Source organism: Paenibacillus sp. FSL M8-0142, assembly GCF_038597315.1.
GTDB lineage: Bacteria > Bacillota > Bacilli > Paenibacillales > Paenibacillaceae > Paenibacillus_AQ > Paenibacillus_AQ lactis.
Genome location: NZ_CP152008.1, coordinates 5,338,588 through 5,364,273, shown reverse-complemented (window position 1 = coordinate 5,364,273; position 25,686 = coordinate 5,338,588). Strand labels below are relative to the sequence as shown.

Genomic DNA, 25,686 nt, shown 5'->3' with positions numbered 1-25,686 from the left:
CTCCGTCTTCACGACTAGTTTTTTACCCCAAAAACATTATAATGTTATTATGTCCGCTCCAAATCTATGAATCTATCGCATCGTTTGCGTCATGAGTGTGTTTCGATTCCGATTGTTCTTTTCATTTTCTGCAATTCATATATATTTAAATAAAATAAATAGACATCTTATAGACGAAGAAGGGTAGACGACATGAGTTTATTTGTGCGCGAGAGCGGGTTTTACCGGCGATTTTTCTGGCTGACGCTTGTGATCGGGATGCAGAACCTGATATCGGTAGGAGTGAATTTATCGGATAATATGATGCTTGGCGGTTACAGCGAGACGGCTTTGTCCGGCGTCGCGCTTGCGAACCAGATTCAATTCCTGCTGCATATGCTCGTGATGGGAGCCTGTGAGGGGCTTGTCATCATGTCCTCCAGGTTCTGGGGGGCAAAGCGGATCGATTCGATTAAACAAGCCGCAAGCATCGGCATGCGGATGTCGATTGCGCTCGGCGTCATCATGTGGCTGGTGGTATTCTTCTTCCCGCAAGAGGTACTGTCCCTGTTCACGAAGGACGCGAACGTGATCGCCGCCGGTGTCGAGTATTTGCGGATCATGTGCTTCTCCTACATCTTCTTTGCCGTGACCAGCTCGCTGCTTGCCACGCTGCGGAGCGTGGAGACGGTGAAAATCGGCTTTATCGTGTCGTTATCCACGCTGGTGATTAATATTGTACTGAATTATATTTTGATTTACGGTCACCTGGGCTTTCCCGAATTGGGCGTTCAGGGGTCGGCGATCGCTACGCTGACGGCGCGCATCCTGGAATGTATCATCGTTTGCTTCTATATCAAACGATTCGACCGCAAAATCGGGCTCGCGCTTCGGGATTTCCTGCATATCGACCGGGAGCTGTTCAAGCAGTATATCCGGGTCGGCTCCCCGATTCTGATGTCCAATGCGATCTGGGGACTGGCCATGGCCGTACAAACCGCTATTCTGGGCCATATGGGGGAATCCGCGATCGCGGCCAACTCCATTGCGAACACGATCTTCCAGATGGTCACGGTCATCATCTACGCTTCAGCCAGCGCGACCGCGGTGCTCATTGGGAAGACGATCGGCGAAGGCATGATGGATAAAATCATAGCTTACGCCAAAACGCTGCAGATTTTGTATGTATTCCTTGGCCTCGCGACCGGCGCGGTCCTGTTCCTGCTGAAAGGCCCCGTCCTCGGCTTCTACTCCATCTCCGAAGAGGCGAAGACGCTTGCCGGACACTTCATGACGGTGCTATCGATTACGGTCGTCGGCACCGCCTATCAGATGCCGGCCCTGACAGGGATCGTCCGCAGCGGCGGAGATACGCGCTTCGTGCTGTACAACGACTTCATCTTTATGTGGCTCATCGTGCTGCCGTCCTCGGCGCTCTGCGCTTTCGCGTTCAGCCTGTCGCCGCTGATTGTATTCATTTGCTTGAAATCGGATCAGATTTTGAAGTGTTTTGTGGCGATCGTGAAGGTCAACCGGTTTAAATGGATACGATCCTTCAGCTCATAAGCGATGGAAGGATGCCTAAAGGAAATCGAAAAGTAAAAGGAACCTCGGGTCCACAGACCGCGAAAGGTTCCTTTTTTTATATATGTTACATTCACTCTTCCAGCAGATTTAACGACTGGGCTTTAACCAAAGCCTGCGTTCGGGTGGTCACCCCGAGCTTGCCGTACAGCCTGGATAAATACACCCGGATCGTTCCTTCGGACAGGCCCAGGGCAGCGGCCATTTGTTTATTGGCGGCACCCTGCCGGATCAAGCGCAGCAGATTCATTTCGTTCCGATTCAGCCCTTCCGGAAGAACCGGCATGGCCGGCTTGGCGGTAGAAGGATCCGTTAAGGAAAAATGCTCCATCAGCGTGCGCGCATAGTCAAGGTTCTGCAGGGCTTCCGAGTTCAAGCTATCTTCCTGCCCAGCCTGGTTGGAATACAGCTTCAGAAGCCGGTACATATCCGCACCTTCGTCCAGGAAGGTACGGACATAACCGTTTTGCGCTCCCACATGCAAAGCATGCCCAAGAAGCTGAAGCGACTTCCGTCGCTGACCACGCTGATGCTCCAGCAGCGCTTGAAGGCTCGTGATCTCGATGATGCTGGACCGCTGCTGCTCGCGCTCCGCCTGGGGCTTTAACAGGTCCAGCAGATGAAGCGCTTCGGCTTCCCTGCCCTGTCTGCCTAACAGGCGGATGAAAGCCAGGTATTCGGTTTCCCGGCTATAGGCAGGCCTGTCCTTGACCGAAACGTGAAGGGCGGAAATTTCCTTCCGGGCTTCGGATATCCGCCCTTCCCGGAGATAAAGCAAGCCCCGTACGGCCTTTAACGGAGGGAGCCATAGGTTTGATCTTCCGGAGAGGACAGCGGCCTGCGCTTCATCGAGCGCATAATGGGCAAGATGGAATTTGTCCTCCGCTGCGTACAGCTTGGCTTCGGTAATATGCAGCGGCACAAGCAAACCCATTGTGTCTTCGGCTGGCGGGGCGTTTCGAATGTGAACCAGCAGCTCACGGCATTCGGTAAGGCGATTCCATTCATAATACCCCTCGCACAAAGATTGCTTCACGTATAAATTCATAAGCGAATGATCCCAGCCATGGGATTCGAGCACGCCGGTAAACAGATGGGCAATTTTCTCCGTATCGGCCGATAGTGCACCCTTCATGCCTAGCGGAGTTCGTCTTACGTATGGCTCCCGCCGATTGTAATCGAACTGATAGTATATGGGATTGTCGGGCATCAGGTTATTGAGGAAGCCTTCGCTGAAGGCGAGCCATTTGGCGAAATCCCCGTTCAAAAACACGAGATTGGAGCGCACGAACAATATGCTGCTCTGGAGCTTCTCTCGTCGATCCGAAGGCGCGAGTGCAGCGCACGCTTCTTCAATCCGCGACAGCATGCGCTCGGAGCGAATCAGATCCCCTGTAAGAACCACGATAAAGGCATGCGCCAATGATAATTCGGGTGTCATCGGGTATTGAGGGGGGATTCGGTCAAACCATTTTAGGAGCGTGGCGATTTCGCCCCGTTCAAGCACGCTTTGCATATGCGGCTCCAGCAAATTCACGGCAGCCTCGAAGTCCTGCGCTGCTAACAGATGGTCGATGGCTTCATCCATGGAGCCGATGGCGGCGTAATATTGCCCGGCAAGCCGGTGACGCTTCGCATGCTCACCGTCATACTCACGCTGCAGGAGGTCCAGCAGAAATTGCGAAAACAGATGATGGTAGCGGAACCAGGCATGCTGTTCATCCAGCGGTACCAGGAACAGGTTCAGCTTCTGCAGCTCCTCCAGCATCGGGCGGCTGTCCCTGAAATCCGTTACGGCATTGCAAATCTGCGGATGGAGCTCTGAAAGGACGGCCGTCTGGAGCAGAAAGGAAAACACCTTGGAGGATTGCTTACTCACGACCTCCTGAAACAAGTATTTTGATAGCAGAGACGGATTCCCCCTCATATCATCCATAAAGGGTTCCGGTCCCATGCCGTTCTGAAGGGAAACGGCAGCCAGCTGGAGACCGGCAATCCAGCCTTCCGATTGGCTCCAGACGGTATCCAGCTGCATTGGAGTCAGGAGAGGCTGCTGCCCAGTGTCATCTGCGTGATGAAAAAAACGCTCCGTCTCATCCAATGTAAACTCCAGCTGCTTTATTCCGATATGACGGATCTCATGGTTAATCACGCCCTTGATCGTAGGGAACGGAAGCTCGGTTCGGGAGGAGATGAGGAGATGGAGATGCTCTGGGAGGTAGTCGATCAAGTAGGAAATCCCCTCATGGATGGCCGCATTGTGAATGCTGTGCAGGTCCTCGAGAATGAGATGGAGCGGTTCATGATGCTCGTATAATTCACTGATCAGCGTATCCAGAAAGCTTTCGACCGAGGAGCCCGGCAGCAGATGCGTATGGTCCAGAAGGCGATCTCCCAGCTGCTTGGGAAGCGCCGAGCCGAGAGCTGCGGTGACGTATCGCCAAAAGCGGACGGGGTCGTTATCCCGTTCATCCAGGGACACCCAGGCGCATCGTTTGCCGGCTTCATAAGCCCACTGGGCAAGCAGCGTCGATTTGCCGTATCCGGCAGGGGCGATAATGGTGGTCAGCTGTCCTCCTTGCCCTGCCGTCAACATTCGCAGCAGCCGATCCCGATGGATCAGATGCTTTTTCAGCCCGGGAGGGCTTATTTTCATTTTCAGAATAGGTGGGTCGGTCAGTAGTTTCATAGGATACCCTCACAATATACGAACGTTATTTTTACGGGAATTGAGTCGAGATAACTAGATTATATGAAAAAAAAGATGAAAAGTTAACGTTTGTCAATCGTTTTCCTGCGATAAGTTTGATACCATCCTTGGTGCCGCGGTCCCAATCGGGCTGTGGCTATAAACGCTTAATGAAACGAAGGAGGAGAATATGCTAAGGCGTTCAGTGAAAATCCTGCTGTGCATGGCGATGCTTCTGCTGCAGCTGGATTGGGTCGCGGGATATCGTCATGCGTTTGCGGCACCGGCCGCTGCACCGAAGCTTGTGGCCGGGTACTATCATACCGCTTCGCTCGTAAGCAGCGGTGAAGTTTATTCGTGGGGGTATGGAGACAGGGGACAGCTGGGTAACGGCACCTGGAGTGCCCGCACGACGCCGGTGATGGCGAAGGGGTTGAACCATGTCATCGACGTTCACACCGGCGTTCGCAGCACTATGGCGCTTCGGAGCGACGGTACCGTATGGACCTGGGGATCCAATGAGAATGGGCAATTAGGAATCGGGACGGTAACGGATATGAACGTGCCTGGCCAGGTGAGCGGGCTGAGCGGAATAAAGGCCGTTTCCGGAGGGCTTGGCTATCACAGCATGGCGCTTTCCGAGGACGGGAGCGTATGGACTTGGGGGAAGAATGACAACGGCGAGTTGGGCAATGGAACGACGTTACAACAAAATACTCCGGTTCAGGTCGCCGGTCTGAACGATGTGACGGCGATTGCGGCAGGCGGTTACTTCAGCCTTGCCTTGAAATCCGACGGCACCGTATGGGCTTGGGGAGTAAACGGGGACGGGGAGCTTGGCGATGGGACGACGACGGATCGGTACGTTCCGGTGCAGGTTGCCGGGCTGACTGACGTCATGGCGATCGCCGCCGGAGGCTCCCATAGTTTGGCCGTTACTCAAGACGGCACCGTATGGGCATGGGGAAAAAACACATACGGCACGCTTGGGGATGGCACACGAACCAACCGAACAAGACCCGTGCAAATTAAAAACTTGCAGCATATCGTTGCCGTTGCGGGCGGAGGCTACCACAGCCTTGCCCTGGACCGGACGGGAAACGTATGGAGCTGGGGGGATAACAGTCAGAGGCAGCTTGGCGTGGGCTCGAATGCATCCAGCCTCATTCCGGTCCCGGTGTCAGGCATCGAGCATGTTCGGGAAATTGCGGCAGGCGGTTTTCACAGCGTGGCAATGAAGAAGGATGGAACCGTCTGGGGATGGGGCTTTAACGGCGGAGGACAACTCGGGGACGGGACATCCAGCACCAGGGATACGCCGACGCTGACGAAGGCCGTACTGGATACAACGCCGCCGGATCCAGGCAGCGGGACTCTGAATCCGGACAGTATCACGACGGACTCGGTTGCTTTGCAATGGCCCAAGGCTGTGGACAATATGACGGAGCAGCACGAGCTGCAGTATCTTTTATATTCATCAGGCAGCCCGAATATCGGGGACGTCAGTCAGATGGAGAAGAACGGTAAGCCGGTCGGAAGCTATGCGGCGGATCAAACCGCCCTTGTGGTGAACGGTCTTTCTGAAGGCACGGACTATTATTTTAATGTCATTGCCAAAGATGCTGCCGGCAGAAAAAGCAGCTACCGTATGGTAAAGGTGACAACGAAATGGCCGAACCTTTACTCGTTAACCTATGACGGCAACGGACACACCGCAGGGAATGTTCCGGTAAGCAGCGGTTTGTTTGCCAGAGGAGACGAGACGTTGGTGGCGGATAATACGGGACAGCTGCGCAAGGATGAATTTGTCTTCGAAGGCTGGAACACGGAGCCGGACGGCAGCGGGAGCGATTATCCGGCCGGCAGCAAGCTGACATTCGGTACACAGGATGTCACGCTGTACGCCAAATGGAAGCCGCTCCAGTCCCCGACCGAGCTTAGAGCATTGTCGTATACGCCGTCTCATCATTCTGTCGGAGTGGAAAAAGACGTGCCCCTGCGAGTGGTATTTCAAGAAGAAGTGACAGCTGTCTCGGGCCGATTGATTACGATCAGGCAGAGCCCGGATTCGCATGTTGTGGAGACCATCGATGCGGCCGATGCAGGGAGAGTAACGATTCTCGGCAACACGGCGATTATTGATCCGCTGAACGATTTCGATGAGGGGATGGCTTATTATGTCGAGATCGATCCGGGGGCTTTTACCGGTAATCTTTCAGGTGCCTCCTTTGCCGGGATTCAAGGGGCCGATACATGGAGCTTTACGGTGAAGGAAGCTGCGGTTCCGGCGTACGACGCAAGCCTGCAAGGTTTGCGCTTTGAGTCATCCGAAGGCGAAGTCGGTCTTAGCCCTGCATTCGATCGATATCACTATGATTACAAGGCAGCTGTTCCAAAGGAAACGAATCGGATCACAGTGACGGCGCAGGTGTATGATGCGAGGGCGACGGTTGCGGCCAGCGTGTACGGCGTAGCCGGAGATTTGGTGTTCGGACCGATCGATCTCGTCTCCGGGCAAAAAAGCCCAGACCTTCCCATTGCTGCTGGGAACCATGTCATCGAGGTGGTTATTACGGCGCCCGATGGTCAGCAGCAGAAATATAGAGCGGCGGTGACGGAAGCAGCGTCAACCGGGGGCGGCGGAACTCCTGAAGCTCCTGGAGGCTCGGCGCCAGATTCGGGCCAAGGGCCGGCTTTGCCGAGCCAATCGAACCATGCCGCACCTTCGGAGAATCGCGTGAAGATCAGAGTTACCCTAAACGATGAGTCACAGGAAGGGATGGTTGCTGGTTTGTCCCATGAGATAAATGGACATACCGTCGTATCGATGAAATTGGATACGGCTAAGCTGGAAGCCCGTTTAAAGACAGTGGACTACAAGCCGGTAATCATTATCGCGCTGGATCAGCCTGCGGATCAGGTCTCCCTGGAGGCAAGCGGAGAAGCGATAGATCTGCTTAGCGCCAAGCAGGGAGCCGTTGAAATCCGATCAACGCTGGGCCATTTCCATGTTCCTGCAGCCGTGATGGCATCGTCTCGCTGGCACGAGCCGGACAATCCGAAGCTGCCGTTAGCGGCAGATCAAATGTCGGTGACCTTGAAGATGGCTGCTACCGATGCAGCTAAGGCAGAAGCCGTTAAGAAGGCTCTATCGGAATCAGGGGCTGCTCTGGTCGGTTCCCCAGTCGATTTCGATATAACAGCGAAAGCGAAGGCCCATGATAAGCCGCTTGAGCTGAAGCGATTCCCGCAATATATGGAGCACCGAATCACTTGGACGCAGGGAATGCCGGGCCGCATCACGACAGCTGTCGGAGTGGATGACAACGGGGAATTATACCACATCCCGACACGCGTTGAACCGAGGAAGGATGGCAGCGTTGAGGCCATCATGCACCGTTTGGATGAAGGAACCGTTGCTTTCGTTGCTCATCAAGCGAATGTTGCCGATGTTACGTTTCATTGGTCCAACGATGCGGTGAATGATCTTGCCTCACGCATGATCCTAAGCGGAAAGGGGAGCAGCGAGGATGGAGCTGGAGCGGGCTCAGGTGCAGATCATGCGACGCTCCATTTTGCGCCGAACGCTCAAGTGAACCGTGCCGAATTTGCCGCCATGATCGTGAGGGCTCTCGGCTTGCCTGAGGTGAAGGGTGAAGGCTCCGCGTTCCAGGATGTCCATGCAGGCGACTGGTACAGCGGCGTCATTGCACAAGCTGTGCAGTATGAGCTGATCCAAGGGGATGCGGTCGGCCGTTTCCGGCCAGATCAAGGCATTACGCGTCAAGAGGCTATGGCCGTTATGGCCAGAGCGATGAAGCTGGCAGGATTAACGACTGTAATGAATAAGAAGGAAGCAGATATTGTTCTTGACGGTTACAGAGACCTTCAAGACCTGTCCGATTGGGCCAAACCGGCAGCGGCCGTCCTTGTGAACGAAGGGATCGTCTACGGAGCCGACGATGCGCTTAAGCCGCTTTCGAAGCTGACCCGCGGCGAAGCGGCGGCGATGCTGCAGCGGTTATTGAGGGCGGCGCAGCTCATCGATTGAGATGCCTTTGAAGTAAGCTTGGATTCGGGATCAGTTGTTGTTTCATAGGCTGCTTCATTTTAATGGAAAGGGGATGCCGTGTCAGGCATCCCCTTTAGCATGAGGCCAATATCTAATTCTTCACGAAAGACTTTATCTTTTTGCTCAGTTCAGCTTCATCAAGAATTTGGGTAGGTTTTCCGGAGGATTGTTTAGCAACGAAGCTTTATCTTGAATATCTAGAAGCTCATTTTTAATGAATGCCTGTCTTTCAACTAGTTGATCCCCGATTACTTTATACATGTTTGATTCTTCTCCAGTGATCCAATATAAGTCAGGATACTCTTGTGTTATTGGTCCCACGGCTTTTTTCAGGAATAAAATGTATTCCTCATTCTCATTAAATATAGGGTTATCATTGAACAATATTTCATCGGTACCCTGCTGAATAATCTGGATAGATTCCAGCTCAACCTTCACATCGGATTTCTGAGTTTCTAATATCTGAGCATTAAATACCGTTTTTGGTACAGGCTCATTCAATTCTCCTGACTTTTTTCCTATTCTAACTTTGGCAATTAAATCAGATCGGTTAACTGCCTCTTCAAAAGGAAAAATCTGAATTTGACCATGCACAGATTTCGGTTTTGATGTTGATGTATCGATCCTCTTGTCTGCGGATGTATGGTCCGTCTGTGTAGCGATATTTGTTGAACCTTGTTTACTATTAACTGTACCCGTTGAATAGATCACCCCGCCAATCAATACGGAAAATGCCAAAATTATAGCCAACCATTTATTTTTCATTGAAATGCTTCCTCCTAAATGATGGGGGAGTTGGAGAGTTTTCTCCCTCTTTTCATGAATTATAAAAATCACTACTAAATAATGATCGTTCATATTCTTAATGCATAACAACTCATAAATGTTGCAAATAAAAACCATTTTTTAACTTGTATTTAATTCTCGAATTAATTAAGAAAGGTTTTAGCTGGGACTAGATGCAATAATTGTGGTGGTCCTCTAAACAAAATCCATGGTCCTATGGTAAAGGAAGAAGTCCAAGTCGTGGTCTATTCTCCAATAAATTGCCTTCCTCTAGTACGGCCGAAGGTCTGGATGTATCTCTGCTTTGTACGATATAGAAATAATAAGGAGCGGTTGAATGCCGGCTGTTTTGAAAATAATGCGCTTTCACCCTGGTTCTATGGTAAAAACGACTGATCAAATGTTGGCATTTTCCGAACATTAATGACATTTTTATTAAGGAATGTTCTGTGATATATGCAGTTTTCGGCCAAATTTTTGCTAAAAAACACATTAAACTACATAAAACGCTAAAATTTTTGTTTTGACATCTGCTTGTCTATACCCTAGGATAATAGTATAAAACGTGCTCACTTAGGAGGATAAGCTCAGGACATGAAGAAGACATGGTCAATTCTATTAACACTCGTACTCTCCGTCGGACTGCTGGCAGGCTGCGGCAGCAATGATAAGTCGACCGACAAAGGCGCTGAAGCTGGCGGTGCTGAAGGGTCTAAAGATAAGAAACGCATTGCGCTCGTTCTTCCTGAGAAGATCGGCGTGAATCCATTCTTTGCCTTGATGGACGAAGGCTTGAAGAAAGCGGCTGCCGATTTCGACGTGGAAGTGAAGACGATCGAATCGACGGATCCGGCCTCGATCGAGCAAAATCTGCGCACCGCCGTGGCAGAGAAATATGACTTGATCATCACAACCACATTCCAGATGGAAGATGCGCTTAAGAAGGTTGCGCCGGAGAATCCGGACGTACCGTTCGCGATCATTGATACCGTTGTCGACTTGCCGAATGTTCGCAGCGTCGGATTCCGCGAGCATGAGGCGGCTTACCTCCTTGGAGCGGCTGCCGGATTGGCAACGAAAACGAACAAGATCGGCAATGTCGTGGCAGATGATATTCCGATTATGCACAAGTATATCAAGGGGTTTGAGGAAGGCGCGAAATCCGTCAACCCGAATGTCGAAATCTTCGTTAACTTCGTCGGCGGATTTGACGATCCGGCGAAAGCGAAAGAGCTTGCGCTCCTGCAAAATTCCAAAGGCGCGGATTTCGTAGCAGGCATGTCCGCCGTCGGCGACCTGGGCGTATTCGAAGCTGCGAAAGAGAAGGGCTTCTACACATCGGGCCAAGATACGGACAACACCGGCACCGATCCCGAGCATGTTGTCTTGGCTCAGCTGAAGGGAACGGACGCCGTTGCGTACGAGACAGTCAAAGACTTTGTGGAAGGCAAATTTTCCTTTGATGTTCGCGAGTATGGCTTGAAGGAAGGCGGCGTAGGCCTCACTTATGTAACGCATGAGAGCAAAACTCCGCTGAACCCGTTCATTGGACAAGACATTGTAGACCAGCTCAAGGTGATTTCTGACGATATAATCGCTGGAAAAATTAAAGTAACGAACGCATTGGAACAAAACTAGTTCTCACCTGGACCGGCTGCGCATAGGGCAGTCGGTCTTTTATTCAGAAGCGAAAGGAAGGCATAACCGACATGCTACTCCAGATGGACAGTATTACGAAAAAGTATGGCGAGTTTAGCGCAAACCGCGGCATTGATTTTTCGCTGCGCGCAGGTGAAGTTCATGCGATTGTCGGAGAGAATGGTGCAGGTAAAACGACGCTGATGCGGATTTTGTACGGGATGGAGCAGCCGACCTCGGGTACGATTCGTCTGAACGGCAAGGAAGTGTCCTTTGCCAGTCCCTTGGATGCCATACAGAGCGGAATCGGCATGGTGCATCAGCATTTCATGCTGTTTCCTTCCTTTACGATCGCGGAGAACATTGTTATCGGCAACGAACCGGGCGCAGGGGCCGTCTTTGACCGGAAGCAGGCCGTGAAGACGGTGGAAGAGCTATGCGAAACATTCGGCATGAAGGTGGATCCGCAGGCGATCGTAAGCAGCACCGCTCCCGGTGTGCAGCAGCGGGTCGAAATTTTAAAGGTGCTCTATCAAGGGGCGGACATCATTATCCTGGACGAGCCGACGGGGGTTCTCACACCGCTGGAGGTCCAGGAGCTTTTGGAGGCTATAAAACAGCTGTCGAAGCAGGGCAAAAGCTTTATTCTGATCAGTCACAAGCTGAATGAAGTGCTTGATGTGGCCGACCGCATTACCGTCCTTCGGGACGGAGCGGTGACGGGCGTGGTGGATAAGCATGCTACCGATGCGCATGAAATCTCCCGGCTGATGGTCGGACGTGAGCTGCTGGAGCTGGATCGCAAGCCGATTACGCCTGGAGATAAGGTGCTGGAGGTAACGGACCTTTCGCTGCGCGGCACAAAGGGCAAGCCGGTGCTGGATGCGGTTAGCCTGAGCGTCCGCGCAGGCGAGATCGTAGGAGTAGCGGGCATATCCGGCAACGGACAATCCGAGCTGCTTCAGCTCATCTCGGGTCTGGCCCAGCCGGACGGCGGCCGGATCGCCGTCGCTGGCAAGGACGTTACGGGCAAGGCACCAAGAGATATTCGGGAGAGCGGTCTTGCGCACATCCCGGAGGACCGTTACGTGTGGGGGGCCAACCGGACGGCCACGGTGATGGATACCGGACTGATGGGTCACCATCGTCGGCTGCAGAAGAGCGGCCTCCTCAAGCTGAAGGACATCCGTGCCCTCGTTTCGGGATGGGTGCAGAAATTCTCGATTAAGACGGGCTCGCTGGAGACGAGCACGCAGTATTTGTCCGGGGGCAATCTGCAGAAGCTGATTGTCGCCCGCGAGCTGGAGCAGGGCACGCCGTTCCTGATCGCGGCGGAGCCTACGCGCGGCGTCGACATTGGCGCCATGGAGACGATTCACGGCGAGCTGTTGAAACGGCGCGAAGAAGGAACGGGAATTTTGCTCGTGTCCTCCGAGCTGACCGAGATTTTGAAGCTCTCTGACCGGATACTGGTTATGTATGAAGGCCGAATTGCAGGCGAGCTGTCCGCGAAGGAAGCGACGGAGGAAAAACTGGGATTGCTGATGGCGGGAGGAACATTGCAATGAACAAATGGACAAAATTAACGCTTCCGCTGCTTCAGCCGGTCGCAGCCATCATCGTGGGTCTATTGGCTGGAGCGATTGCAATTATTATTGCCGGAGGCGACATTTTAGAGACGTATGCGGAAATGTGGAAAGGCGCGTTCGGAGGAATGTATTTCTTCACGAACACCCTCTCGCGGGCGACGCCGATCATTCTGATCGGATTGGGCGCGGCGCTTGCCTTCCGCGCGGGCTTCTTTAACCTTGGAGCGGAAGGTCAGATGGTGTTCGGGGCGCTCTGCGCCGCATTGGTCGGATTGTATATGCCGGGACCGGGCTGGCTCGTATGCGTTGCCGCTCTGCTCGCCGGCATTATCGCAGGCGGATTATGGTCGGTCATGGCCGGGTACTTCGATTCGAGATTCGGCGTGAACCTGCTGATCTCGACGCTGCTGCTCAACTATGTGGCCGTACTGTTTGCCGGCTATTTGGTTGCCTACCCGCTGAAGGACCGCTCAGGCTCAGCGGCGATGGCCCAGTCGGAAATGCTTGACAACAGCGTTTGGCTGCCGAAGCTGATCTCGGGCATGCCCCTCCACGTCGGGTTTGTGCTGGCCGTTCTCGCGGCTTTGATCATTTTCGTGGTGCTGAAGCGTACGGTGGTCGGTTATGAAATCCGGATGCTCGGCGGGAACCCGCTGTTCGCCTTGTTCGGCGGGGTGAAGCGGGGGCCGATGATGATCGGCGCCATGTTTGCAAGCGGCGGTCTTGCGGGTCTCGGCGGTGCTGTCGAGATCTTGGGCTCCCAGTATCGTTATATCGACGGCGCATTATCCACGGCGGATTATGCATGGACAGGCATTATGGCAGCCCTGCTGGCCGGATCGAATCCGATCGGCACGCTGATTGCGGCGATCTTTCTGGCCGCGCTGCAGACCGGCGGCATGGGCGTCGAGCGGAATACGGAAGTGCCGCTTGAGGTGGGGGATATCATCCAAGCCGTTCTGATCCTGTTTATTTCCGCCCGATTCACATATAGCTTCCTGAAGCGCAGAAAGGAGAACAAATCCGATGGAACAGCTGTTTGACCTTGCCCTGATTAACTCGGCGCTCCGGGTGCTGACGCCGATTCTGCTCGCAGCCCTCGGCGGCGCCCTTTGCTCGCGCGTCGGATTGTTCAATGTCGGCCTGGAAGGCTTTATGCTGCTGGGTGCGTTCTCCGCAGTGGTTGGGAATTACTACTTCGGCAACGTGTTTTATGCGATATTGTTTGCGATTGCGATTGTATCGATCTTTTCGTTGATATTTGCCTATTTGAGCATAAACCTGCGGGCGAACGTCATCGTCGTCGGGATCGCCATGAATGCGCTGGCGGCCGGGCTTACCACGTTCAGCCTGCGGGCGATCTTCGATGTAAAAGGCGCCTTTTACGACAACACAATGGTGGGGCTGCCGAAATGGAATATCCCCGTCATTGAGGATATTCCCGTGATAGGGCCGATTTTGGCGGGATTGACGCCGCTTGTGTACTTGTCATTTTTGATTGCGGGTTTGATGTGGTACTATTTTTATCGCACGAAGAGCGGATTCCGCTTCCTGGCTGCGGGTGAAAATCCGCTGGCGGCCAAGAGCGTCGGGATTCGGGTAGCCCGTTATCAATACGGCGCCGTACTGGCTAGCGGCGTGCTGTGCGCGCTTGCGGGTGCGCAGCTGTCGCTTGGACAAGTGACGATGTTTACGGAGGGCATGACCGCCGGTCGCGGCTTCATCGCGCTGGTTGCCACAATGCTGGGCCAATCCGGCCCGCTTGGCGTAACGGCGGCAAGTCTGCTGTTCGGGTTCATGGATGCGCTGAGCATCCGGTTCCAGGGACTGGCGCTGCCGACACATTTCACCCAAATGCTGCCGTATGTCGTTACAATCCTGGCGATGTTCTTCTTCAAGGATAAGAGCTTCCAGAAGGATGCGCTGAAGCAGGGCTCAAGCTCGCGATAAAGCTTGATGCCCCGGTGATCTTTCGGAAATGGACCCGAGACTTTGCATAAGGAGATGAGCGGAAGGTGCATAAGAAAGCGGAACGTTTGAAAAAAATGAAGCCGGTCGCGGCCGGCAACCTGACCGAGGAGCAGCGCGTCAAGCTGCCTCCCGGACAGACGCTGACCGAGAAGTTCCCCATTTTGCATGAAGGGGAGGTACCGGTTTATGACATGTCTGAGTGGACGCTGCGGGTATTCGGCGAAGTTGAGGAGGAGCGGATATTTTCGTATGAGGATATTTTGTCGATGAAGTCGGTAACGCTCCAAACCGATATTCATTGCGTCACACGCTGGTCCAAATTCGATACGGTGTGGGAAGGGGTTCTGTTTCGGGATTTCCTGAAGGAGCTGAAGGTCAAGCCGGAAGCCAAGTACGTCATGTTCCATGCGGATCCGGACTATGACACGAACGTGCCGATCGAGGACCTGCTGCGGGACGATGTGCTGCTTGCTTACCGCTTCAACGGAGAGCCGCTGACGGACAAGCATGGCTGGCCGCTGCGCACGGTTGTGCCGCATCGGTATTTCTGGAAAAGCGCGAAGTGGCTGCGCGGCATTGAGTTTATGGCGGAGGACCGGCCGGGCTTCTGGGAACGCAACGGCTTCCATAATGAAGCCGATCCGTTCAAGGAGCAGCGGTTTAGCGGGGAAGCGCTGGATATACCGGAAGACGAATGGACACGTAAGGAGTTTGATTGATATGTTGATGCCGATATTGCAAGTGAACTCTGAGGATATACCCGAATTCGTCGTGGTCTGCGGCGATCCGAAGCGTGCGGAAGTGATCTCCCGCAAGCTGGAAGGCGCGCGCGAGCTGGCGTTCAGCCGCGAATACCGTACCTTCGTGGGGACGTACGAAGGCGTGGAGCTGGCCGTGACGAGCCACGGCGTCGGGTGCCCGGGGGCGGCCGTCTGCTTCGAGGAGCTGATTCGCGCCGGTGCAAAGACGCTGATCCGCGTTGGCACCGCCGGCTCCTACCGGGCGGATACGCCGGCGGGAAGCCTGGTTGTCAGCACCGCGGCCATCCGTACGGACGGGCTGACGAAGCAGCTTGTGCCGGAAGGCTTCCCGGCTGTGGCGGACAGCGCGGTCGCTGAGGCGCTGTACGAATCCGCACTCTCGTTAGGCGAGGGCGTCGTCCGCAAAGGGATGACGGTGACGCTGGATGTATTCTTTAACGGGGTGGAGGAATTCCCCCATCCGAAATATAAGGCGGCCGGCGCGCTCGGCGTGGAGATGGAAATCTCGGCGCTTTATGTAGTGGCCGCCCTCCGCGGCGTCCGCGCTGGTGCGATCGTGGCGATCGACGGCTTCGCGGACGCGGATCTCGCGGCGGAGTATGATCCGAACACGAATGTCGTGTCGGATGCCGTGGAGCGCGAGATTCATGCGGCCTTGATGGCCGTTGCGAAGCTGGCGAAGCAAGGGTGATGGATAAAAGCCGGTTATTCCCGAGGCGTGGGAATAACCGGCTTTTTGATGGGGGCGCGGGCGGCGCTTTGCGGCGTCCCCGCGGGGCCTGACAAGTCCCGGAGAGGGACTTGTACCAGGAAAAGCGCGCCCGCGAGGCCAACAAGTCCCAAAAAGGGACTTGCAGCGATGGAAAGCGCGCGTGCGAGGCCAACAAGTCCCGAAAAGGGACTTGCAGCGATGGAAAGCGCGCCCGCGTGGCTAACAAGTCCCGAAAAGGGACCTGTAGCCAGGAAAAGCGCGCCCGCGGGGCCAACAAGTCCCGAAAAGGGACTTGCAGCGATGGAAAGCGCGCCCGCGAGGCCAACAAGTCCCGAAAAGGGACTTGCAGCGATGGAAAGCGCGCCCGCGAGGCCAACAAGTCCCGAAAAGGGACTTGTAGCCAGGAAAAGCGCGCCCGCGAGGCCGACAAGTCCCAAAAAGGGACTTGCAGCGATGGAAAGCGCGCCCGCGTGGCTAACAAGTCCCGAAAAGGGACTTGCAGCGATGGAAAGCGCGCGTGCGAGGCTAACAAGTCCCGAAATGGGACTTGCACATCAACCCGGGAAACACCTTGCCAGCCCTGGCCCGCTTGTCTAGATTCGCCCCTTATGCTCTAGGCGGTTGAACAATGAAAAACGGTAACTTTTCAATGCCGACCGATCTCGCGTAAGTAAACAATTGTCCCTTGTGGTGGATCTCATGGTCGACCATGTTGCCTAGCCAGACGGAGCCCGGGGCCACAAAGCCGTTAAAATCCAGCGGTTGCTCCAATTGGGCTTCCGTCAGTTCAGCAAAGCCTTTTTCCGTAGCATTGGTTGAGGCTTGAACGATCTCCCGGATATCGCTGATCGATTCGAAGCTTGTCGGGAACGTTGGCGGGGAGAAGGCCCCATGCTTGATCGATTGCAGGAACATATCGGAAGATGCAGCCATGTGGACTATCAATTTCCCTAATGTCATAGCATTCGGCCAAGGCTTATATTCCAGATGCTCGTCCCGTATTTCTTCAAGCAGCTGCTGCAGCACACCCCGATGGCGGAGCCATCGCTTTAACTGTTGTTCAGTTTCCATGTACATCGAAAGTCCCTCCTCATAATCGTCACAGTAGATTCGAACTGCTTCTGGTATTAACCTTGTTTGTCATATGGCCTGACTTTGGCGCATGGGTGTAGTGGAGCAATAGTAAGTAAATTCGATAGTATGCATGAATATCCTTTATCTAGGCATGCTTAATAAGCATATAAAAGTGAAATGTCGAAAGGATGATTCCCCATCCTTGCCTGGACCTCGTTTTCTAGTTCAACTTAGCCGAATGGAAAATCATGAAAAATAACTGTTGCAATCGGACATTCTTTCGCATATACTGATTTCAGTTAGTAATTGGTCAATCAATAATAAAAATTAAAAATTAACTTCTGAAAGGAGTGATTCCGTATGCCGCGCGAAGCCTCCGCGAACCGACGTCAGGATATTGTTGCAGCAGCAATCGAGGTGTTTGCAGAGATCGGCTATTATCGTGCGACAACCGCACAGGTTGCCGAACGTGCAGCCATATCGCAGCCTTACGTGTACCGTTTTTTTACCAAGGAATCGCTGCTGGTTGAAGCGCTGGCCGTATCTTGGAAGCGGATTGTTCATGCCTTCCGTCAGGTGATTGATTCGGCACCGTCCCAGGAGCTCGAAGAGGGATTGATCCGTGCTTACGAGGAGATCATGCTTGCTCATCGTAGTGAAATCTTACTGCAGATGCAGGCACAGACGATCTCGGATGCACCTGTTCGAGCAGCGATGCAGCAGGGAATGGGAGAGGTAAAGGAGCTGGTGGAGAATGCCTTCATCCATGCCGGATTTCAGGATGCGGATGTGAGAGTCTCCAATTTCCTTGCAAGGGGAATGCTCTGTAATGCCGCAATGGCCATGGACATGCCGAGCATCATGCCGAAGCGTTAGGGGTTGCCGATGGCAGCGGGAGATGGTAAAGGTGAGTGCAGCCCAGCACTTTACACCATGGAGGCATCAAAGCATCGAGCCGTAAGGTCTGCCATAGTTGCTTGAGAGCAAGCTACATTCGCCGGGAATGCGCGCCCCGTACAGTGAGAGCACCAAGCTACGTTCGCCGGAAATGCGCGCCCCGTACAGTGAGAGCACCAAGCTACATTCACCGGGAATGCGCGCCCCGTACAGTGAGAGCACCAAGCTACGTTCGCCGGGAATGCACACCCTGTACAGTGGGAGCACCAAGCTACATTCACCGGGAATGCACACCCTGTACAGTGGGAGCACCAAGCTACATTCACGGGGATGCGCGCCCCGAACAGTGAGAGCACCAAGCTACGTCCACCGGGAATGCACACCCTGTACAGTGAGAGCACCAATCTTGCCTCGCCGCGACTGCCTGCCCCTTACCGGGAGGGGCGCCCCCGGATTGCCGCAACAGCTTATCGGAGAGCACAGCTAACGGCAGGTCACGTCTGCCCCACTGTAGTGTAAGAGCTCTGATTTTCCAGTCATTTGGAGTTAGGCATTATTTTTTTGAACATTAGTAATTGGTCAATCAATAACGAAAAACAAAGGAGATGTTTGATTATGAAAAAGGCGATTGTTCTGGGTGCAACGGGCGGAGTAGGAAATCCGCTGACTGCCGAATTGGTGAGAAGAGGGATCGAAACGATTGCCTTCGGCAGATCGATGACCAAGTTAAATGCACTTGCCGAGGAGATTGGCAGCTCCCCATTGTTGAAGCTCCGGACCGGGGATGCCTTTAAACCGGAGGACATCGTTCAGGCGGCCGAAGGGGCGGATGTCATTTTTCACAGCGCGAATATTCCGTATCACGAGATGGAATCACGGCTGCTTCCACTCGGGGAATCCGTAATGCAGGCCGCCCAGCGGATGAACGCAAGAGTAGTTGTCGTGGACGGCATATATCCCTATGGGCGACGCAGAATGGAGAAAGCGACGGAGGAGCACCCGAAAATGCCCCATACCCGAAAAGGCAAAACCAGGCTTGCCTATGAGGAGCTTCTGTTTTCGTCACGTTGGAAACCCCGCACCCGCCCGTTGATCGCCCGGTTACCGGATTATTACGGCCCCTCGGCTCAAGCATCTTATCTATCCGTGACGATGGAGGCTATCGCAGCAGGTAAGCCTACGGCCTTCATCGGAAATATGACGGTTCCCCGCGAATATGTCTACTTGCCGGATGCGGCCCGGATGATTTTGGATATCGCCGTTCAGGAGGAGGCTTACGGGCAAAACTGGCACATTCCCGGTCCTGGCGTCATCTCAGGTCGTGACTTGGTACGCATCGCTCAGGAGGCGAGCGGGAGCCGCAAAGCCGTCATACCGCTGGGACGCATCGGTTTATCCCTGATCGGCCTGTTCAATCCCGTGATGAAGGAGGTCGTGGAGATGCTGTATCTTACCGAAGAGCCTCTCGTGCTGAGCGGGGAAAAATACGAGCGTCTCATCGGACCGTTATCCTGGACGCCGCATGAAAAAGCGATTAAGGAGACCATTCAGAGGTTGATGAAGAAGCAGGGCGTGTGAACGGATTGTTCAAATAGCAAGCGTACAAGATACGCGCAACGTCTGCCCATTATTTTTTACTAATAGTAATTGGTCAATCAATAATACCTAATAAGGAGGTGATTCGATGGCCAAACTTCAATTGAAGTTTGTGGACGGCGTACTGGCTGCCATCATTTTGGTGTCAATGCTTAGCTGGTGGGATTAGTAAACGAGCTTTAAAGCGCAGTGTGCTACAAATCATTGTTAGGGAGGTTTGGATCTATGAATGAAGGTTTACGTTCGGCCTGGGCATCGAAGCATACGCTTTGGCTCGGAATTGCCGCGGTATTGTTGTTACTGTTCTCCATATGGGATTAGCGAAAAATGCTTGCACGCTGGCCGAAAGGGCTGGCGTTTTTTTTTTTCAAAAATATTTATATTCCATCCATCAGTTGCAGTCGTTCAAACGTTATATTAACAAGAAAGACGAAAACGGAAGATACGAGGTCGGCTATGGACGTAAATGATCTGTACGAAAATTTGAAGGTGGATGTCCAGCGCTACGCCCGGTCGATCGCAAAGCACGCGTACGAAGCCGACGATCTGGTGCAGGATGCCTTCATCAAGGCGATGAAGGAGCCGCAGCTGGCACAGTGGCCGCTCCACAAGCAAAAGGCTTGGTTCTTCAGGGTCATCAAAAATCGTTTGATCGACATTACCCGGCGGGAAAAACGGCTGCTCCCCTGGGATGATGATCTGGATGCTACCTTGTTATCCGTGCCAAACCTCGATATGGAGACCACGGAATGGCTGGGCCGCTTGCCTCAGTCCCAAAGCGATATTGTGTTTAAGCGCTACTGGCTTGGCATGTCCAGTCAGGAGATCGGGGAACAGCTTGGATTGCCGGCCGCCACGATCCGTTACAAGCTGCAAGCCGCCATCAAGAAATTAAGAACCTATTGGGAGGAAGATATGAAATGAGCAGAATCATTGGCAATGTGGGGATGCTGGATCTTACAGAGGCAACAGAGGAAAGCGTGAAAAGCATTGAACGGATCGACAATGTGGGCATGGTGCTGTACCGGGCAGAGACCGCCCATCTTCTGGCGCTGCTCACGAACGCCGGCAACATCGGCAAAACACTGGAAATCCCCAGGGGCTACCGCTTTTTTAAAGGCACTTTGAGATTGAACGCCGAGTATTTTAGGCAGAAGCAGCCGGAGAATGTATTTACGTATGGCACGGTGGTCATAGATCAGGATGTAACCCTTGAAGCTTTTGAGCATAGCGGGCTGCACATGGTAGTGAGGGGCGAGGTGTATGTTCCAAAACATTTGGAGGGAGCCATAACCGCATCGCTGCTTAAAATGGAGGGAGCGGAAGCGAGCATCCAAGCCTATCAATCCGAGCTTCGGTTTGAGTCCGGGAAATTCCGTCTGACCAACGCGTATTTGTCTTCGCTCAAGGAGCCCCGGTACTTGGTCGTGAATGGCGTCCTTGAATTGGAGAAGGATCTGGACATGGAACAATTCGCCGCCCGGCTTGAAACGATCCATGTGAACGGCATCGCGATGATCCATGAGGAGCAGAGCCCCTATTTCTATGACAAAATGCAGTCGATCAACGGTCAGGTAAAAGTAATTCCTGCAGGGTTCGAGCATGTAACGAAAACGCTGAGACTGAACGCCCGAACGATTCGCCGATTAGCCGACCGTAAATTATATACCAAGCACCCCATTGTGCTTGATGCTGACGTGACAAGGGAGGCGTTCAGCCGCGCCATCGCCGGAATTCAATCGTCCTCGGTCGTGATCTGCAGCGAAGATATCGAGGATCTGGTCTGGGAACGCTGTCCGGACGTGAATACGGAAATCGTCAGCTATGAGCAGGCATTCGTATTCGTGGAAGGCGAGGAAGCATGGTCGAAGGACCAGTTGCTTGCTTTAAAGGAACCGGCCAGCTTCATTGTAGACGGAACATTGATCCTCGAAGACGACGTTACGGAGGATGTATTGGAGGCCAAGCTGCGTTCCTTGGATCTGTTTGGGAAAGTGATGATCGCGGAAAAAAGAATTAAAGGTGTTTTATACCCTTACCTTCGGAGCATGAGCGGCAGTATTATAGTGAAGGGGACGGAGGAGAAGTTTGCAGGTATCGGTAATGTCGGAATGTTGTCGCTATAAAAGAAAAGAGGAAGGTAAAATGAATATCAATAATGAAGATATTGCCAACCAGCATGTGAACGATCTCCGCCAGGAACTCGAACGATGCAGGTTGGCTCAACAAACGAAAGCCACCCGTAATGAAGCTGCAGATGCTGCCGCAGGCGGCGCGAAGACTGCAGGCAAATGGAAGGCTTTGCTTGATACCATCATGATGATGGGAAGACGATTGCTGTAATTTCAATATGTGATCCATTTTATAGATCGCCGGTGCCAAGAAAGTGGCCCGGCGATTTTTAATGGGGCAAGTCAACTCGCTCAACCCGCGCAACCTGCTCAGCCCGAATCAACCCGAGACAAGCCCAATCAAGCCAAATCATGCGGAATTCAGGCCAGTCATGCGGAACCTCAGTCATGCAGAATCAAGCGTTGCGTTCATTCATTCGCTCATATAGAAAATCAACCACATGCTTGACTTCCATCGTTTCACTGCAGCCGTGCTGTTCCACGCCCAGCTTCATCTGCAGCAGACACCCCGGATTGCTGGTCAGCAGGTATCTGGCTCCGGTGGCGTTGACATTCTCCATCTTATGCTCCAGGATTTGACCCGCCATTTCCGGCTGCGTCACATTGTATATGCCTGCCGAGCCGCAGCAGCGGTCCGCTTCCCTCATCTCTTGGAAGCTGACGTTGGGCACCTGGCTTATGAGCTGCCTTGGTGCCGCCCCGCTGCGCATCACATTCCGCAAATGGCAGGAGTCCTGATAGGTCACAACGACAGGCTCGGTGGACGTCGCGGATTCACTGAATGCAGGCAGTCTGCCATGCTCCACGAGCAGCTTGCTGATGTCCACGACCCGGCTGGCGAACCAGGCGGCTTGTTCCTTCCAAGTCTCATCCTCATAAAGCAGATGGTCATACTCCACCAACAGGGCACCGCAGCCGCCGGCATTGGATACGATATAATCCACATCCAGCTCCTTGAACACCCTCACGTTGATCCTCGCCATATCTCTTGCCAGCTCCAGCTCGCCGCTGTGGGCATGGAGTGCGCCGCAGCAAACCTGCTCCGGCGGTATAACCACCTCGAAGCCTGCCTCCGACAGCAGCTTCACGGTATTGACGTTGGTGCCGGCGAACATGACATCCATGATGCAGCCTCTGAATAAAGCGACGCGAGCGATCGGAGTGCCTTTAGCCGGATACACCGTTCCCAGCTGTTCGACGACGCCATCGGCGGTGGCGTCCGGCAGAATCCGCTCCATGTCCCGCAGATGCTTGGGGAAGAGACGCATGACGCCGGTTCCTCTCGCCACGCGCTGCAAGCCGGATTTTTGGTAAAATTTCAGCGTTCTTCCCAGCGTCTTCAGACGTTTGCGGTGCGGGAAGACGCCCTTGAAGAACAGCTTGCGCATTCCCTTCACAGGAATGGAATGCACCGGATGATCCTCAATGGCGTCTCGGGCCTGCTCAATGAGCTGACCGTATTTCACATCTGCCGGACATACCGGCTCGCAGGCTCGGCAGCCCAGGCAATGGTTCATCTGATCGCGGAAGCGATCATCCGGCTCCATCAGCCCGTCGGCCACGGCCTTCATTAAGGCAATGCGCCCGCGGGGAGATTCGGGCTCTACGCCCGTTTCCCTGAATGTAGGGCAGGCCGGGAGGCAAAACCCGCAGCGCATGCAGTTGGTCAATTGATCGTAATCGAGCTTTTCGAGCAAGGTACGGGCCAGGGGATTGGTATGGTTGATCTGGGGCTTTTTCCCGATATTCGCTTGGCTAGTCATGATGAATTACCACCCTTTTTCGTGATTCTTTGGCAAACACCTTGCCTGGATTCAACAAATTATCGGGATCGAATACCTGCTTGATCCCTTTCATGAGCGAGACGCCGGAAGCGCCGATCTTCCACTCAAGGAATGGTGCCTTCACCATGCCCACGCCGTGCTCGCCGGTAATGGTGCCGCCAAGCTCAAGGGCCGCCGCGAAAATCTCTTCAAAGGCTTGCTCCACCCGGTGAATTTCCTCCGCATCCCGGGCATCGGTCGTTGCCGTAGGATGCAGGTTGCCGTCGCCGGCATGACCGAAGGTGGCAATCGTCACATTATACTTGGCTGAAATGTCATTGATCCGGCGGACCATATCGGCGATTTTGGACCGGGGAACGGTCGCGTCCTCCAGAATCGTGGTCGGACGAAGCCGTGCCAGCGCCGTAAAGGCGCTTCTTCGCGCTGTCAACAGCCGCTCCGCCTCTTCCCGGGTGGCAGCCACCTGAATGCTGTCGGCTTGCTCGCGCATGCAAATTTGGCGGATCTGCTCAATGTCCCTGGTTACAGTTTCGGGGTCACCGTCCTGCTCGATCAACAGGATCGCCTCCATGTCCAGCGGAAGGCCAAGCTTGGCAAAATCATCGACGACACGGATCGTCGGATTATCCATGAATTCCAGCGTCGCCGGAATAATCTTGGATTCGATAATGTCGGAAACCGTCCGTGCCGCTCCGTATAGATCGCGGTACATGGCGAGCATCGTCATTTTGCTCTTCGGCGGGGGAATCAGCTTCAAGGTCGCTTCGGTAATAATCGCAAGCGTGCCTTCCGAGCCGACCAGCAGCTTGGTCAAATCATATCCCGCTACATCCTTCATCAGCTTTCCGCCGGTACGAATGATTTCGCCGCTGGCGAGCACGGCCTCGAGCCCGATCACATAATCCTTCGTCGTGCCGTATTTCAAACCGCGCAGACCGCCCGAGCATTCGGCGATATTGCCGCCGATCGTCGAGATGCGCATGCTGCTTGGGTCCGGGGGATAGAACAAGCCCAAGGATTCAATATGTTGAATGAAGTCGGCCGTAATGATCCCGGGCTGAACGGTGGCCGTCAAATTTTCCAGATCCAGCTCCAGAATTCGGTTCATCCGGTGCATCACCATGACGACGCCGCCTTGAATCGGAACGGTTCCTCCGCAGAGATTGGAGCCTGAGCCTCTGGACACGAGCGGGACTTTATAGGCTGATAACGCCTTCATAATGGCGGAAACCTGCTCCGTGTTGGCAGGATAGATTACAGCGTCAGGCAAAGCCTGCAGCATCGGAGTGCCGTCATAGGAATGCGCGATAAGCGCCTCTTGATCATCCCGGAAGTGGGCATCGCCAACGATGGAGCGAAGCTGTGCGGCGAGAGACGGGTCTAACATAAACGAGTTCCCTCCTAATTGATCAGGTCATCTGATGACTTTTGTTTTATTATATGACATGATTATAGTAATGAATAGTACAAAAAATGAGCAGGAGGCAAACGGACCATGCGAACGATCAAAGTGGAGAACCAGAAGGGGCATGAAATTGTGGGGGAGCATCTGCTTCAGCAGATCCGGGAGGGGCATCTCAAGCCGGGCCAGAAGCTCCCCTCCGTCGTTGAATTAGCGGCCGCATATGGCGTAGGAAGATCCACGATCCGTGAGGCGGTCAGCGCCCTCAAGGCCATGGGATGGGTCGATGTGCGTCAGGGAGGCGGGACATATGTGAAGACGGTTCTTCCCAGCGAGCCCCGAAGCGGCGCCGACTTATTGTTCCAAGGGGCCGAGTCCCTTATTGAGCTGCTTGAAGTCCGCAAGGTGTTGGAGTCCGGTACCGCCTCATTGGCTGCTGAACGGAGGACGGAGCAGGATCTTGTCCGAATGCGCGATGCCCTTTCGCAGATGGAGCATGGGCTGAAAGTAAACGATACGGGGGAAGGCGAGAGGGCGGATGTCGCTTTTCATATGGCGATTGCGGCAGCGTCCGGCAACACGCTGCTGATTCAGCTGATGGAGTCGCTATCCGACCGTTTAACGGACACCATTCAGAAGTCCAGGGAGCTGTGGTTCTACAAGGAACAATCAACCGCCGCCCGGTTATTGACGGAGCATCAAATGATATTTGATGCGATTGAGCGGCAGGATCAGGAGCAGGCCGGTGCGAGAATCGCAGCACATCTGACCAAGGTGGAGCAGGTGCTTCGATCAGGGCTGGAGTCGGAAAGCGGCAGACTGCCGGATTAACGCGTACATGGCTGAGGGAGGGGGAAGAACTCGATTTTTTTGCTGCCCTTGTACCCAAGTAACCTGCAATCGACTTAAGGATGAGCCTTACACTTTACTTCGGGTCAGTGCCGCTTGGCACTGGCTTATTTCATTTTATTGTGCGGTCCGGTTTATTGCATTCTGTTTTTCTACCTATCGTTAAAAAAT

The 25,686-nt window shown here is 53.8% G+C and carries 19 protein-coding genes; 14 read left to right on the top strand and 5 right to left on the bottom strand.

Going from position 1 to position 25,686, the window contains the following annotated elements; all coding sequences use genetic code 11:
• Nucleotides 1-192: 192 nt before the first annotated feature.
• Nucleotides 193-1,545, top strand: a complete 1,353-nt coding sequence (locus NSQ46_RS24485; protein ID WP_341034270.1) for an MATE family efflux transporter — start codon at nt 193-195, stop codon at nt 1,543-1,545.
• Nucleotides 1,546-1,636: 91 nt separating this feature from the next.
• Here NSQ46_RS24485 and NSQ46_RS24480 read toward each other — a convergent pair whose 3' ends face one another.
• Nucleotides 1,637-4,252, bottom strand: coding sequence for a LuxR C-terminal-related transcriptional regulator (locus NSQ46_RS24480; RefSeq protein ID WP_341341582.1), 2,616 nt, complete (start codon nt 4,250-4,252; stop codon nt 1,637-1,639).
• 190 nt (nt 4,253-4,442) lie between these two features.
• Here NSQ46_RS24480 and NSQ46_RS24475 point away from each other — a divergent pair, with 190 nt between their 5' ends.
• Entirely contained in the window at nt 4,443-8,303 is a 3,861-nt protein-coding gene (locus NSQ46_RS24475) for an S-layer homology domain-containing protein (protein ID WP_028405395.1), read from the top strand.
• Nucleotides 8,304-8,447: 144 nt separating this feature from the next.
• Here the strand turns inward: NSQ46_RS24475 and NSQ46_RS24470 are convergent, their stop codons facing one another.
• Nucleotides 8,448-9,089, bottom strand: coding sequence for a hypothetical protein (locus NSQ46_RS24470; protein ID WP_341034268.1), 642 nt, complete (start codon nt 9,087-9,089; stop codon nt 8,448-8,450).
• 615 nt (nt 9,090-9,704) lie between these two features.
• Here NSQ46_RS24470 and NSQ46_RS24465 point away from each other — a divergent pair.
• The 6 genes from NSQ46_RS24465 to NSQ46_RS24440 all read left to right on the top strand — a co-directional run bounded on the left by NSQ46_RS24465 (nt 9,705) and on the right by NSQ46_RS24440 (nt 15,760).
• Nucleotides 9,705-10,748 carry a BMP family protein gene (locus tag NSQ46_RS24465; RefSeq protein WP_144871196.1) on the top strand — a complete coding sequence of 348 codons (1,044 nt, stop codon included), beginning with the start codon at nt 9,705-9,707 and terminating at the stop codon, nt 10,746-10,748.
• Between the two features lie 71 nt (nt 10,749-10,819).
• A complete protein-coding gene (locus NSQ46_RS24460) occupies nt 10,820-12,316 on the top strand; it encodes an ABC transporter ATP-binding protein (RefSeq protein WP_144871198.1) in 1,497 nt (498 codons plus the stop codon).
• A complete protein-coding gene (locus tag NSQ46_RS24455) occupies nt 12,313-13,380 on the top strand; it encodes an ABC transporter permease (protein WP_028405779.1) in 1,068 nt (355 codons plus the stop codon). The genes NSQ46_RS24460 and NSQ46_RS24455 overlap by 4 nt, the downstream gene beginning before the upstream one ends.
• On the top strand, nt 13,364-14,287 hold the full coding sequence (locus NSQ46_RS24450; RefSeq protein WP_007131269.1) for an ABC transporter permease: 924 nt from the start codon (nt 13,364-13,366) through the stop codon (nt 14,285-14,287). Before NSQ46_RS24455 ends, NSQ46_RS24450 begins: the two co-directional genes overlap by 17 nt.
• Nucleotides 14,288-14,352: 65 nt before the next feature.
• Nucleotides 14,353-15,027: a sulfite oxidase-like oxidoreductase gene (locus NSQ46_RS24445; protein ID WP_007131270.1), complete on the top strand. Its 675-nt coding sequence runs from the start codon at nt 14,353-14,355 to the stop codon at nt 15,025-15,027.
• A gap of 1 nt (nt 15,028) precedes the next feature.
• Nucleotides 15,029-15,760 (top strand): nucleoside phosphorylase, encoded by a 732-nt coding sequence (locus NSQ46_RS24440; RefSeq protein WP_007131271.1) that lies wholly within the window; start codon nt 15,029-15,031, stop codon nt 15,758-15,760.
• Between the two features lie 627 nt (nt 15,761-16,387).
• Here the strand turns inward: NSQ46_RS24440 and NSQ46_RS24435 are convergent.
• Nucleotides 16,388-16,858 (bottom strand): DinB family protein, encoded by a 471-nt coding sequence (locus tag NSQ46_RS24435; RefSeq protein WP_028405782.1) that lies wholly within the window; start codon nt 16,856-16,858, stop codon nt 16,388-16,390.
• A gap of 357 nt (nt 16,859-17,215) precedes the next feature.
• Between NSQ46_RS24435 and NSQ46_RS24430 the strand changes: the two genes are divergently transcribed.
• The 5 genes from NSQ46_RS24430 to NSQ46_RS24410 all read left to right on the top strand — a co-directional run bounded on the left by NSQ46_RS24430 (nt 17,216) and on the right by NSQ46_RS24410 (nt 21,691).
• Entirely contained in the window at nt 17,216-17,731 is a 516-nt protein-coding gene (locus NSQ46_RS24430) for a TetR/AcrR family transcriptional regulator (protein ID WP_007131493.1), read from the top strand.
• A gap of 636 nt (nt 17,732-18,367) precedes the next feature.
• Entirely contained in the window at nt 18,368-19,330 is a 963-nt protein-coding gene (locus NSQ46_RS24425; protein ID WP_342575051.1) for an NAD-dependent epimerase/dehydratase family protein, read from the top strand.
• Nucleotides 19,331-19,804: 474 nt separating this feature from the next.
• Nucleotides 19,805-20,272 carry an RNA polymerase sigma factor gene (locus tag NSQ46_RS24420; RefSeq protein ID WP_342575050.1) on the top strand — a complete coding sequence of 156 codons (468 nt, stop codon included), beginning with the start codon at nt 19,805-19,807 and terminating at the stop codon, nt 20,270-20,272.
• Complete coding sequence (locus NSQ46_RS24415; protein ID WP_342575049.1) at nt 20,269-21,474, top strand: hypothetical protein; 1,206 nt, start codon at nt 20,269-20,271, stop codon at nt 21,472-21,474. The genes NSQ46_RS24420 and NSQ46_RS24415 overlap by 4 nt, the downstream gene beginning before the upstream one ends.
• Before the next feature lie 19 nt (nt 21,475-21,493).
• Nucleotides 21,494-21,691, top strand: coding sequence for a hypothetical protein (locus NSQ46_RS24410; protein ID WP_340901387.1), 198 nt, complete (start codon nt 21,494-21,496; stop codon nt 21,689-21,691).
• A gap of 184 nt (nt 21,692-21,875) precedes the next feature.
• Here the strand turns inward: NSQ46_RS24410 and NSQ46_RS24405 are convergent, their stop codons facing one another.
• Entirely contained in the window at nt 21,876-23,243 is a 1,368-nt protein-coding gene (locus tag NSQ46_RS24405) for a (Fe-S)-binding protein (protein WP_342575047.1), read from the bottom strand.
• Nucleotides 23,236-24,651, bottom strand: a complete 1,416-nt coding sequence (locus NSQ46_RS24400) for an FAD-linked oxidase C-terminal domain-containing protein (RefSeq protein ID WP_342575045.1) — start codon at nt 24,649-24,651, stop codon at nt 23,236-23,238. Before NSQ46_RS24400 ends, NSQ46_RS24405 begins: the two co-directional genes overlap by 8 nt.
• A gap of 108 nt (nt 24,652-24,759) precedes the next feature.
• Between NSQ46_RS24400 and NSQ46_RS24395 the strand changes: the two genes are divergently transcribed.
• Complete coding sequence (locus NSQ46_RS24395; protein WP_342575043.1) at nt 24,760-25,497, top strand: FadR/GntR family transcriptional regulator; 738 nt, start codon at nt 24,760-24,762, stop codon at nt 25,495-25,497.
• The last annotated feature ends 189 nt before the right edge of the window (nt 25,498-25,686 follow it).